Raw genomic sequence first — 12,097 nt, forward strand, 5'->3', positions numbered from 1 at the left:
ACAAGCCTCGCAAGACGGCAATGAGACGCTGTTGCCGGGCTGTCAAAGGTTCAGATTGCGGTAAATCCGTTGTCGACGAAAAGATGGATGCCATTGACGAAATTGGACTCGTCGGAGGCGAGGTAGAGGGCGGCGCGCGCTACATCTTCCGGCTCTCCGATCCGGCCTTGCTGCGCGGCGATTGCTGCATCCGAAACATCAACACCAAGGGCCTGCAGCGCTGCCACCTCGTGCAAACCATGCGGCGTGCGGATGAAGCCGGGGCAAACGGCGTTGCAACGAATATTGCGATCGCGAAACTCGACGGCAATTGCGCGGGCGAACATGTGCACGGCGCCTTTCGTCGTATCGTAAAGCACTTCCATCGGCGTTGCCGCAACCGCCGAGATCGATGATGTGCAGACGATGGAGCCGCCGCCGGCCCCAATCATGCCCAGCAGCACTGCCTTCGTCATGAGAAACATGGATCGCACATTGACGCCATGCAACCATTCCCATTCCTCCAATGTTGTCTCGAGGAACGGCTTGATGACTATGGTGCCGGCATGATTGAAGAGTACGGTCACGGCGCCGAAACGCTCTTCGATACCTTTGACGGCCGCATTGACGGCTGCTTCGTCCGAAACGTCAGCCACCCAATAATCGGCAACGCCACCTGCGTGTTGAATGGCCTGCACCGTCTCCGCCGCCGCTGTGGCATTTCTGTCGATGATCGCGACCTTCGCACCTTCTGCCGCGAACAAGCGCGAGGCGGCTCCGCCCATGCCGGTGGCCCCGCCTGAAATAATGGCAATCTTGCCCTTGAGCCTATCCGCCATTCGGTCCTCCCGATGTTCTTCACTTTGGCATGCGGCATTGATGCGTAATATAATTCTATGTATTCGCGGCGTCTCGCAAGCCCGGTGCGAGAGTAAGCCGTCTTTTGCTAGTAACGGAAAAGGATGTCACGGTCCGTATGTCCGCTTACCGGATCAGACTGCTTCGATCGCATGCCGCCCGCAATCGAGAGGACAGGTGTTCGCTTCAAGTGACCTATCGCAGATAATGGATATGCGGCCGCTCGTGATGAGGCGAGATCTCGACCCGGGCTTCCACGGCGAAGACGTCCCGCATAAGGTCCTCGGTTAGCACATCTCCCGGGGCGCCGGTGGCCACGATCCGGCCGTGCTGCATGATGATCAGCTCGTCGCAGAACATGGCGGCATGGTTGAGATCGTGAAGAGCGATGATGCTGGTGATCGGCAGGCCGGAAACCAGCCGCATCAGGCTGATCTGATGCTGGATGTCGAGATGATTGGTCGGCTCGTCGAGGATGAGCTCCTTCGGTGCCTGTGCCAGGGCGCGGGCAATGTGGGTCCGTTGCTTTTCACCGCCCGACAGGCTCTGCCAACGGTCGTTGCGCTTCTCCTTCATGCCGGCGCGCTCAAGGGCATTTTCCACCGTCTCGTCATCGGCCGAAGTCCAGCCTGAAAACATCGACCGATGCGGAAATCGGCCGAGCTTTACGACGTCGATGACCTGGAGATTGGCATTGGTCGTGCTGTGCTGCTCGACAAAGGCCACACGCCGTGCGATCGCCCGGCGAGGCATCTTCTCAAGATCGCGCCCGTCAAGCGTGATGCGGCCGGAATTGGGTCTCTTCAATCCGGCCAGTAGACGCAGGAGCGACGTCTTTCCCGATCCGTTCGGCCCGAGCAGGCCGAGCATTTTTCCCGCGGGCGCTTCGAAGGAGACGCCGTCGAGTATGGTCTTCCTGCCGATTTTCCAGATGATGTTATCAGCCTTGATGCTCATGATGCGCGCTGGAACCGGTAGAGAATGATCGCAAAGAAAGGGACGCCGACAAGCGCCGTGACCACCCCGATCGGCAGAACCTGCTGGGGGATGAGTGCGCGCGAGGCGATATCCGCCAGCACCATGAACATCGCGCCGATGATGGCGCAAGCCGGCAACAGCCTGACGTGAAGCGGCCCGACGACGAAGCGGGCCGCATGCGGGACGACGAGGCCGACAAATCCGATCGAGCCGACCATGCTGACGATGGTCGCCGTCATTATCGCGGTCAGCGCAAAGAGACCCACCCGCGCTCGCCCGACATTAACGCCAAGGGACGAGGCTGCCTCGTCGCCAAAGGCGAAGGCGTCGAGGACGCGGGCGTAGAGCAGACAGGCAGCAAGCCCGAAACCGACAACGGTCGATACCAGCGTGAATTCCGGCCAGCGGACACCGCCGAAACTGCCGAGCAGCCAGAACATCACATCCCGTGCCTGTTGTGCGTTTCCCGATGTCGTTACGATGTAGGACGTCGCTGCGTTGAATAGCTGCGAGGCGGCAACGCCGGCAAGGATCGTGCGGTCGGCGCCACCTCGTGTGCCGTTGGAAAGGAGAGCGACGAAGAAAAAGGCCGCGAAGGCACCAGCAAAGGCACCGGCCGACAGCGAAGCCGCCCCGGCGCCGATGCCGAGAATGACGATCGCGACGGCACCGGTCGAGGCGCCCGCCGAGATGCCGAGCACATAGGGTTCGGCAAGGGGATTTCGAAGGAGCGACTGCAGGATTGCCCCGGACAGCGCCAACCCCGCACCGCAGAAAGCCGCCACCAATGCCCGGCTGAGACGATAGTCCCAGATGACCGTTTCGTGGATGCGGTTGAGCTCCACGCCCGTCCAGCCGAGCCTATTGGTGATGGCGTAGAACGTCGTTGATAGCGGGATCGGCAGATCACCGATGCCGACGCTGACACCGATGATCAGGCCGATCGCTGCGAGGCAGGCCAATAGAAACAGGCCGAAGACAGCCAGGTGCTGGAGATTGCGATACGCGTCGATCACTTCAGCAGACCAAGCGCCTTGAGCTGCGCGGCCACCTGCTCGGCGCCATAGATCGTGCGGATGGTCGGGTTCATGGCCTGGCCGTCCATGACGACAATGGCCTTGTTCTTGACGGCCGGAAGCTGGCTGACGGCCGGGTCGCTGGTGAGAAATTTGATCTTGGCTTCCGGCTTATCGAGCTCCCAGCGATTGCGGTCGAGACTGGCGACGACAATGACGTCAGGATTGGCCGCGATGATGCTCTCCCAGCCGAGTGTCGGCCACTCCGCTTCGGCAGTAATGGCATTGCGGCCGCCAAGAAGGTCGGCGATGAAGCCGGAGGCGCCGTACTTTCCGCCCAGATAGGCGTCGGAAGAGGGGGATTGGCTCGAAAACCAGAAGACATAGGAAAGCTGCTTGCCGTCTTTCGACACGCGAGAGCGCAGTGCGGCCTCGCGCGCCTTGAAGTCCGTGATCAATGTCTGGCCGCGGTCGGACACATCGAAGATCTGTGAGAGCTCGTCGATCTCCTTATAGAGGAGATCCATGTTCCATAGTTCTTTGCGGCTGCCATACTGGTCCTTAACCGCGGCCGTGCTCAGGCACGTGCTGGGAGACAGATAGGTCGGGATGCCGACCTTCTCGAAATCCTCGCGCTTGGCAACCTTGCTGTTCGGTCCCATCAGGCTTGGTAAGGCAACAGCCACGAAATCGGGATTTTCCGAGAGGATCGATTCAAACGTCGGGAACTCGACGGTCAGCAATTTGACCTTGGAATTCGCCTCGGCGAGCTCAGGCAGAACCTTGCTCGGCCAGAAGGCGGTGGCAACCATTTTGTCCTGCAGACCAAGCAAAAGAAGAATTTCGGCACCGTTCTGGCCGAGCCCGATCGCCCGTTCCGGTGCTTTCTGAAATGTGACCTTGGCGCCGCAATTGTCGATTGTCAGGGGATAGCTGGTCGATGCGGCGGACGCCGCCGGTACAGCAAGGCCGAGCGCCGCGCAAAGGGCCGAGACGGCCAAAAGTGATTTCAATATGGTCACGAAAAACATCCTGATCGTTTGCGGCCAAATATGAACGGGTAAAAACACCCGCGGCGGTATAGCCTTGTCACCCGGTCACAAACAAGAGGAATTTACTCATATTTCTGCAGATTCCGCTCAAGGCAGATCACCTTCGCCCGGAAAGAAACAGCGGCATTTGGCCTGTGTTCCATCTCAATTTACGGTCGTTGGCGGAATGATATCTCAAATGGGCGACAAGATTTTCGATAACGAGATTGCCCATGGCGATCCATATTTCATGGGTCGCGCTGCCCCAAGGGGCATGAGAAGGCATTGCTCTAAATATTCGCTGCCGTGTGGATCTCGAAGGGGAGGATATGTTGAGACACTGTCGATGTTCTATGGGTATCCATGGCTTCGGCCATCGCGCGGACAAGCGTATCGGCAAGCAGCTTTGCGGGATGGGATAGGACAACCTTGATCAATCCCTCGGCCAGCCCAGCTCTCGTCTCGTTTGTCAATTCATGAGCAACGACCACCAATCGTTTGGCGGCGGGACCGCCATCTTCGCGCAGCGCTCTCATTACGCCCGTGACGCCACCTCCGGCAACATAGAGGCCAACCCAATTGGGTTCGGTTCGAAGCAGCCTTTGCGTTAGCTCGTAGGCGATCTGCGGCTCCTCGAGCGTGCCCAGCGTTTCCATCATCTGGAATTCCGACGCGCTTTCTCGGAAATAAGACCTGAATCCCATCTCGCAGAGTTCCTGCGACAGATAGCGATGGCTGCCGACGAAAACCCCGACTTTTCCCGGAGCTGAATTGACGTTGTCAATGAACCAGGCGGCAGTTCGGCCCTTTTTAACGCAGTCGTTTCCGACGTAACCGGCCCTTCCTGGCGCCGTCAGATCGGAAATCATCGTGAAGAGGGGAATGCCCTCCGCTTCCAGTCCGTCGACGGCATGGTTTACCTGGGGATGGTCCGAAGTAATGATGCTGATGGCATCGACCTCGCGGCTAAGGGCAAGGAGCGCGTCCGCAGTACGTTCCGGAGCGAGTTCGTCGTCGAAGCGCACAACCGCGCGCCCATGAGCATCAGGATAGGCCTCGACTGCCTTGGTCAGGACCTCCCCCCACATTTGATAGAGCTTGCGATGGGACTGCTTCAGCAGGAATCCGAACTTAATCACCGGCTTATCGTTTTCGAGCCGCCGTTTGATCGCGGTCACGCCATGAAAGCCGATCCGTTCGGCTGCAAGGAGGACACGCTCTGCCGTCTGGGGACGAACAGGATCGCGCCCGTTGAGAACGCGGTCGACCGTGGAAATCCCTACGTTTGCGGCCTTTGCCAGATCTGCGATGGTTGGTCTACTCATGATGATCTCTCAGAATTTGAAAGCAATCTTGGAATGTTTTGAAAGAAACGTCCAGGTGGAAATTGACAGAAACAGGGAAAGTATGGTGGTTTCACTTCACTGGAGGAAGCATTCAGTCATCACAAAGAATGCCGGAAGGGCGAATTGAGGGAGGAGGGCAGAGATGCCAGCAGCCGTTGACCAGGCGCGTCTCACCGAGCGCGCCAGCGAACATGTTTTGCCGAACGACGACATCGTTCTCGAGATGCGCGACATCGTAAAGGCATTCCCCGGCGTGCTGGCGCTCGATGGAATGCACCTCAAAGTCCGCGCCGGCACCGTCCATGTGCTTGTCGGCGAGAATGGAGCCGGCAAGTCGACGCTCATGAAGATTCTTTCCGGCGTCTACACGATCGACAGCGGAGAAATCGTGTTTATGGGCGAGACGCTGGGCGGACAGAATACCACTGCGGCGCTGGCGCGCGGCATTTCCATGATCCATCAGGAACTGAGCCCGGTCCTGGACATGACAATCGCGGAAAACATCTTTCTCGGGCGCGAGCCGGCAGTTTCGAAAAAGGGCTTTCTGTCCCCTTTCGTCGATTTCGCGAGATTGAATGCGGACACTAAGGCGCTTCTCGATCGGCTTGGCTTGAAATACAGCCCGGAAACAAAGATGCGCGATCTTTCGATCGCCGCCATGCAGCTTATCGAGATCGTGAAGGCGATTTCGAGGAAAGCATCGCTCGTCATCATGGACGAGCCGACTTCGGCCATCAGCGATACCGAGGTGGCTATGCTGTTCCGGCAGATTGCGGATCTCAAGGCGAATGGCGTGGCCATCATCTATATCACCCACAAAATGGATGAAATCTTCCAGATTGCCGACGATATCACCGTCATGCGGGACGGCCAGTTCGTCGCCGCCGCACCTGCCAGCGAATATGACGCATCCAAGCTTATTTCACAGATGGTCGGTCGTACCATTTCGAGCATCTTCCCGAAGGAAGAGGTTCCGATCGGAGACGTCGTCCTCTCCGTCGAGAATCTTTACCGCACTGGCGCATTCGAGGACGTTACCTTCACGGTGCGTGCCGGCGAGATTGTTGGCTTTTCGGGTCTGATCGGTGCCGGTCGTACCGAAGTCGCCCGCGTGATCTTCGGCCTCGAGCCGCCTGATGGCGGCACCATCCGGCTAAACGGTTCCACGTTGAAGCTGAGGTCGCCGAAGGATGCGATCTCGCACGGCATCGCCATGGTGTCCGAGGATCGGAAAGCTGAGGGACTCGTGCTGTGTCGTTCGGTCGGCGAGAACATTTCTCTTGCCAACCTCAAGAAGTTTGCCGGCGGTCTCTTCATCAGCGAGCGGCAGGAAGAAACCGCAGCCCAACGCATGATCAAGATGCTGCAGATCAAGACGCCCGATACAACGATGATTGTGGAGAACCTCAGCGGCGGCAACCAGCAGAAGATCGTGCTCGCCAAGTGGCTTCTCGGGGATCTCAAGCTGCTCATTCTGGATGAGCCGACGCGCGGCATCGACGTCGGATCGAAATCCGAGATCCACCGACTGATGACGGAATTCGCACGGCAGGGGCTGGCGATCATCATGATCTCGTCGGAACTGCCGGAAATCCTTGGAATGAGCGACCGTGTCGTCGTTATGTGCGAGGGCCGCGTCGCCGGCGAATTGACAAGAAGCGAGGCCAATCAGGAAAGCATCATGCGCCTCGCAACGGGAGGACAGTGATGAATACCGAACCGATGACTGCGGTCACCAAAGGCATGGCGCCGAAAGCCAAGGCCAAGTCGCGCGGGATCGACTTCGCTTTGATCTATCGCAAATACGGCACCGTGCTGATTTTCGTCGGTATCTGCATCCTGGCGTCGCTCCTGAGCCCGACCTTTCTGACGGAAGCCAATCTCACGAATGTTCTGCGCCAGGTTGTTGTCGTCAGCCTGCTGGCATGCGGCGTGACATTCATCATCATTCTCGGCCAAATCGACGTTTCCCTCGGATCGGTCCTGGCGCTGTGCGGCGTGATCGCGACCAGCGTCATGGCGACGACCGGAAGCATAGCGCTGGCCGTAGCAGCAGGCGTCGCGGTCGGAATGGTCACGGGCTTCGTTAATGGCTTCGTCATCACCTTCTTCCGCATTCCATCCTTTATCATGACATTGGCGATGACGACTGTCGCACGCGGCGCGGTGCTGCTCTACACCGGCGGAGCCCCGGTTTCGGGTCTGGGTGAATTCAAGGTGATCGGGCAGGGCTCCCTCGGACCGGTCCCCGTCTCCGTTCTGATCCTAGCGGCCTTTGTCGTGATCTCGTGGATATTGCTCAACAAGACCAAGTTCGGGCGCTACGTCTATGCCGTCGGCGGCAATGACCGCGCGGCTCGCGCTTCCGGCATCAATCCCAACAGCATCATCATCAAAGCGTTCATCTTCAACGGAATCCTATGCGCAGTCGCCGGCATAGTCCTCATGTCCCGCATCAATTCCGGGCAGCCCGCTGGTGGCGTCGGCTATGAATTCGATGCGATCACGGCAGTCGTCGTCGGCGGCACCAGCCTGATGGGCGGCACCGGGACCATCACCGGCACGGTCATCGGAGCGATGATCATCGGTGTCATCAACAATATCCTCAATCTTATGAATGTCAGCTCATACTGGCAGCAGATCATCAAGGGCCTGATCATCGCCATTGCGGTCGTCCTTGATGTTTGGACGAAATCGGCCCGCAGCAAGAAGAAGGCCTGATCAAAATGTCCCCGGAGAGCAGCGAACCGCTTTCGCGGAGGACCACCTGTGTGTCGGCGCAAATCGGCGCCGGAAAACCTCAAGTTTTGAAACGCCTATGGGAGGAGAACCAATGAAACTCATTGCCAGAATTGCACTCGCCTGCGCCGTATCCGCCGCCGCTCTTTCAGCAACCGGTGCGCTCGCCGCCGACAAGTTTGTCGTCGGCTATGCCAACATGGCAGACACCGACGTGTTCGTCATGGCGCGCAAGACAGCCTTCATCGATGCCGCGAAAACCGATCCGAACGTCGACATCAAGTTTGCCGACGCCAATAACGACGCCAGCAAGCAGCTCGATCAGATCGATAACTTCATCGCCCAGAAGGTCAACGCCATCGTCGTCGTTCCGGTCGACTATCAAGGCATCGTGCCTGGTGTCGAGAAGGCGAATGCCGCGGGTATTCCGGTCGTCGCGCTCGGCATCCAGTCGGCCGGCGGCAAATATACTTTCGTCGGATCAAAGAATATCGACGCAGGCAAGATGCAAGCCGAATACATGAAGGAACATCTGCCGAAGAATGCTCAGATTCTCTATCTGGAAGGGACTCCGGGCCTTTACCATTCGCAGGAGCGCAAGAAGGGTTTTGAAGAGTCTCTCGGCCGTCCCGATGTCAAGATCCTCGCGAGCCTAACGGGCAACTACGATCGTGCCGAAGGCATGAAGGTCACCGAAGACTGGGTCCAGAGCTTTCCGAAATTCGACGCGATCGTCGCCGCCAACGACCAGATGGCGCTTGGTGCTCTTCAGGCACTACAGGGCGCCGATCGCCTGAAGGGCGTGATGATCGCCGGTGTCGACGGCGTCCCGGACGCGCTCAATGCCATCAAGGCAGGCGAGATGTCGCAGACGATCTTTCAGAATGCCGATGGTCAGGCCAAGGCCGCTTTTGAGGTCGTTGAAGGTATCAGGAAGGGTGAGCAGCCGCCGGCCGAAAAGCTCGTGCCGTTCGAGTCGATCACCAAGGACAACGTCGATCAGTACATGAAGAAGTAAGTCCTCCTGAGCAAGCGTGTCGGGGCGGTTAGCCCCGGCACGCAGGGACATCATGCAAAGAATTTCCGGAGCTATGAAATGATGCGATTAAGTCTGGTAACCGACATTCTCGGATACCTCCCATTCGAGGATATGCTCGACACCGTTTCCGGGCTGGGCTTCGAAGCCGTCGAACTAGGTTGCGGCAACTGGTCGAAGGCGCCGCATCTGAAGCTCGACGAACTCTTGTCGAGTGAGCTTGCGCGGAAGAACTTTCTCGGCAGCCTCGAACGCCGCGGCCTTTCGATTGGTGCTCTCAATTGCTCCGGAAACCAACTCCATCCCGGGCCCAACGGAGAGGAGCATCGTGCCGTCGTCGACAAGACCCTCCGGCTGGCAGAAAAGCTTGGTGTCAAGACAGTCGTCATGATGTCCGGCTGCCCGGGCGGCACGCCGAAGGACGAACTCCCGAACTGGATTACGCACGTCATTCTGCCGGAGCATGAAAAAGCGCTGGATTATCAGTGGAACGATGTCCTAATTCCGTATTTTCAAAAAGCAGGAGCGCTCGCCAAGGAATGCGGCGTGCGGATCGCAATCGAGAATCTCGGTGCGACCATGATCCACAATCCGGCAAACATGCTCAGGCTGCGTGAACATGTCGACCCCGTCGTCGGCATGAATTTTGATCCGAGCCATCACATGTGGATGGGCGGCGATCCGATCGCGGCTGTCCGCCTGCTCGGTGATGCGATCCACTATATGCATGCCAAGGATGTTCGGCTCGAGCGAACACTGGCCGAAGCCAATGGTCTGATCGACACCTATTGGATCAACGACATCGCGAAGCGCTCATGGAACTACGTCGCACTCGGCCACGGGCACGACGTTCGGTGGTGGAAGGAGTTTTTCGCCGTCGCCCGTTTCGTTGGCTACGACGGTCCCGTCAGTCTCGAAATGGAAGACGCTGGCATGGAGCCGCTCACCGGCGTCAAGAAATCTCTGACCACACTGAAGCTCGCATTGCCCCGCGATCTCGACTGATACCCATTCAACAGGACAAGCCAAAATGACCCTCAAAATCGGCGTTATCGGAACCGGAGCCATCGGCCAGGAACACATCGAGCGCCTCCATAACCGCCTTGTCGGATCGACGGTCGTTGCCGTGAACGATATCAACAAAACGCAGGCGGAAGCCGTCGCAAAAAGCCTAACACCGGCAGCGCGCGTTTTTGACAGCGCACAAGAGCTGATAGCTGACCCTGACGTTGATGCCGTTGTCGTCGCCTCCTGGGGCCCGACGCACGACGAATTCGTTCTGGCCTCGATCGCGGCCGGAAAGCCAGTCTTTTGTGAGAAGCCGCTTGCGACAACCGCTGCGGCCTGCCGCAATATCGTCGATGCCGAGATCGCCAGCGGGCGGCAGCTTGTCCAGGTGGGCTTCATGCGCCGCTACGACAGGAGCTATCGCCTGCTGAAGGAGCAGATCGTCAACGGAAACCTGGGCGAGCCACTCATGGTGCATTGCGCCCATCGCAATCCGTCCGTCCCGGACGTCTATGCCGGCGATATGGCGATCACCGATTCCTTCGTCCATGAAATCGACGTGCTTCGCTGGCTTCTGGATGATGATTATGTGTCGGCGCAGGTGATTATGCCGCGCAAGACGAAGCATGCCCGCCAGGATCTCGATGATCCGCATATGATCCTTCTCGAAACGAAGAAGGGCATTAGGATCGATGTCGAGGTCTTCGTGAATTGCCCCTATGGTTACGATATCCAGTGCCAGGTCGTCGGCGAAGATGGCATCGGCTACCTACCCGAACCCATGAGCGTTCTGCTGCGCAAGGATGCCAAGCTCAGCCATGAAATCCTTCAGGACTGGAAACTTCGCTTCATCGACAGCTACGACGTGGAGCTTCAGGAGTGGATTGAATCCGTCAAGGAAGGCGTTGTTCGCGGCCCGACCGCCTGGGACGGTTATTTCGCCTCGGTGACTGCCGACGCCTGCGTCGAAGCAAAGCACTCCGGTCGGATCGTGCCCATCCAGATCGGCGAGCGGCCTTCGTTTTATGCGCACAGCGTCCTGAAGCCCGCAGCCTGATTGGTTCCAGCAAGGGAAAATAGACATGAAGATCGCGCTAGATCCCCACATGCATCGGCATCTGCCGCTTAACGATCTGTGCCGTAAAGCCGCGGAGCTGGGATATGAGTATATCGAGGTCTCGCCGCGCGACGACCTGCTTCCGTGGTGGGTGCGACCGCGTGCTCACAAGGAACGCATCAACGAATTCAAAAAGGCACTGAAGGATCATGGCGTTCAGGTGGCTTCGCTGCTGCCGATGTATCGCTGGGCAAGCCCACATGAAGATGAACGCAAGGCAGCCGTCTCTTATTGGAAGGAAGCCATTCATCTCGCCGTCGAGCTCGGCGTCGATACCATGAACTCCGAATTCGGCCGTGGCCCGTCTCCGGATCGCGGCCATCGCTCCAATTGCTGCGGCGGCCACTTCACGCACGAGCACAGCGAAGCCGCATGGTGGCGCTCGATCGAGGAACTGGTGCCGGTCTTCGAAAAGGAAGGCGTCAATCTCAATATGGAACCGCATCCTGAAGACTGGTGCGAGGCGCTGCATCCGGCGATCGACATGCTGAAGACGATCGGCTCGAAGAACGTCAGGTTTCTCTATTGCGCACCGCACACCTTCTACTTCGGCGACGATATGGCGAAGATGATCCGTGACGCCGGCAATCTGATTGCACATGTACATGTGGCCGACACATATAATCACAAGGCATCGTCGGGATTGCGGTACATCATCAACCCGCCGGGCGCGAAGGTGACCATCCATCAGCACATGGATATGTACCAGGGCGAAATCGATTGGGACGCATTTTTCTCATCGCTGGCGGAAGTCGGTTTCGACGGGATCGTTACGGCCTGCGTATTCGGCTGGGAAGATCGGGCTGATGCTTCCGGACGATTCATGCGATCAGAGATTCAGAACTATGTAGACAAGTACTGGAAGAAGTAACAGCTGCCAGCGGACCCAGCCTGATTGCTGATCTTGGAGAGACGCTATTCGCTGTGAATGGCGCTCAACCGGTCTTCCAATACCCGGTGCAGTGTGAGTCGGAAACCATGTGGGGTCG

The 12,097-nt window shown here is 58.2% G+C and carries 11 protein-coding genes; 6 read left to right on the top strand and 5 right to left on the bottom strand.

Translation table 11 applies throughout. The features are described 5' to 3' along the window. Window positions 1–50 precede the first annotated feature (50 nt). From HGP12_RS12685 to HGP12_RS12705, 5 genes are all read right to left on the bottom strand, one after another. Window positions 51–818 (bottom strand): SDR family NAD(P)-dependent oxidoreductase, encoded by a 768-nt coding sequence (locus HGP12_RS12685; RefSeq protein ID WP_168878962.1) that lies wholly within the window; start codon window positions 816–818, stop codon window positions 51–53. A gap of 214 nt (window positions 819–1,032) precedes the next feature. Continuing rightward, on the bottom strand, window positions 1,033–1,794 hold the full coding sequence (locus HGP12_RS12690) for an ABC transporter ATP-binding protein (RefSeq protein ID WP_168878963.1): 762 nt from the start codon (window positions 1,792–1,794) through the stop codon (window positions 1,033–1,035). Beyond that, a complete protein-coding gene (locus tag HGP12_RS12695) occupies window positions 1,791–2,801 on the bottom strand; it encodes a FecCD family ABC transporter permease (RefSeq protein ID WP_205926453.1) in 1,011 nt (336 codons plus the stop codon). The genes HGP12_RS12690 and HGP12_RS12695 overlap by 4 nt, the downstream gene beginning before the upstream one ends. A 26-nt stretch (window positions 2,802–2,827) precedes the next feature. After that, the gene (locus HGP12_RS12700; protein WP_168878965.1) at window positions 2,828–3,853 is read right to left on the bottom strand and encodes an ABC transporter substrate-binding protein; all 1,026 of its coding nucleotides are present in this window, start codon (window positions 3,851–3,853) and stop codon (window positions 2,828–2,830) included. A gap of 299 nt (window positions 3,854–4,152) precedes the next feature. Beyond that, the gene (locus HGP12_RS12705; RefSeq protein ID WP_168878966.1) at window positions 4,153–5,187 is read right to left on the bottom strand and encodes a LacI family DNA-binding transcriptional regulator; all 1,035 of its coding nucleotides are present in this window, start codon (window positions 5,185–5,187) and stop codon (window positions 4,153–4,155) included. 163 nt (window positions 5,188–5,350) lie between these two features. Here HGP12_RS12705 and HGP12_RS12710 point away from each other — a divergent pair, with 163 nt between their 5' ends. The 6 genes from HGP12_RS12710 to HGP12_RS12735 all read left to right on the top strand — a co-directional run bounded on the left by HGP12_RS12710 (window position 5,351) and on the right by HGP12_RS12735 (window position 11,979). After that, window positions 5,351–6,916 (top strand): sugar ABC transporter ATP-binding protein, encoded by a 1,566-nt coding sequence (locus HGP12_RS12710; RefSeq protein WP_168878967.1) that lies wholly within the window; start codon window positions 5,351–5,353, stop codon window positions 6,914–6,916. A gap of 14 nt (window positions 6,917–6,930) precedes the next feature. Beyond that, complete coding sequence (locus HGP12_RS12715) at window positions 6,931–7,929, top strand: ABC transporter permease (RefSeq protein ID WP_168879129.1); 999 nt, start codon at window positions 6,931–6,933, stop codon at window positions 7,927–7,929. Window positions 7,930–8,041: 112 nt separating this feature from the next. Next, window positions 8,042–8,965, top strand: coding sequence for a sugar ABC transporter substrate-binding protein (locus HGP12_RS12720; RefSeq protein WP_168878968.1), 924 nt, complete (start codon window positions 8,042–8,044; stop codon window positions 8,963–8,965). 78 nt (window positions 8,966–9,043) lie between these two features. Next, a complete protein-coding gene (locus tag HGP12_RS12725) occupies window positions 9,044–9,988 on the top strand; it encodes a sugar phosphate isomerase/epimerase (protein ID WP_168878969.1) in 945 nt (314 codons plus the stop codon). A 25-nt stretch (window positions 9,989–10,013) separates the two neighbouring features. Continuing rightward, window positions 10,014–11,048 (top strand): Gfo/Idh/MocA family protein, encoded by a 1,035-nt coding sequence (locus tag HGP12_RS12730; RefSeq protein WP_168878970.1) that lies wholly within the window; start codon window positions 10,014–10,016, stop codon window positions 11,046–11,048. A 25-nt stretch (window positions 11,049–11,073) separates the two neighbouring features. Beyond that, entirely contained in the window at window positions 11,074–11,979 is a 906-nt protein-coding gene (locus HGP12_RS12735) for a sugar phosphate isomerase/epimerase family protein (protein WP_168878971.1), read from the top strand. Window positions 11,980–12,097 lie beyond the last annotated feature (118 nt).

It is taken from the genome of Rhizobium sp. P28RR-XV (assembly GCF_012641385.1).
In the GTDB taxonomy this organism is placed as follows: Bacteria; Pseudomonadota; Alphaproteobacteria; order Rhizobiales; family Rhizobiaceae; genus Rhizobium.

Bases quoted from the DNA above. Each gene is read 5' to 3' on its own strand.
- HGP12_RS12685 (WP_168878962.1), bottom strand. From the start codon at position 818: ATGGCGGATAGGCTCAAGGGCAAGATTGCCATTATTTCAGGCGGGGCC.
- HGP12_RS12690 (WP_168878963.1), bottom strand. From the start codon at position 1,794: ATGAGCATCAAGGCTGATAACATCATCTGGAAAATCGGCAGGAAGACC.
- HGP12_RS12705 (WP_168878966.1), bottom strand. From the start codon at position 5,187: ATGAGTAGACCAACCATCGCAGATCTGGCAAAGGCCGCAAACGTAGGG.
- HGP12_RS12710 (WP_168878967.1), top strand. From the start codon at position 5,351: ATGCCAGCAGCCGTTGACCAGGCGCGTCTCACCGAGCGCGCCAGCGAA.
- HGP12_RS12715 (WP_168879129.1), top strand. From the start codon at position 6,931: ATGACTGCGGTCACCAAAGGCATGGCGCCGAAAGCCAAGGCCAAGTCG.
- HGP12_RS12720 (WP_168878968.1), top strand. From the start codon at position 8,042: ATGAAACTCATTGCCAGAATTGCACTCGCCTGCGCCGTATCCGCCGCC.
- HGP12_RS12725 (WP_168878969.1), top strand. From the start codon at position 9,044: ATGATGCGATTAAGTCTGGTAACCGACATTCTCGGATACCTCCCATTC.
- HGP12_RS12730 (WP_168878970.1), top strand. From the start codon at position 10,014: ATGACCCTCAAAATCGGCGTTATCGGAACCGGAGCCATCGGCCAGGAA.
- HGP12_RS12735 (WP_168878971.1), top strand. From the start codon at position 11,074: ATGAAGATCGCGCTAGATCCCCACATGCATCGGCATCTGCCGCTTAAC.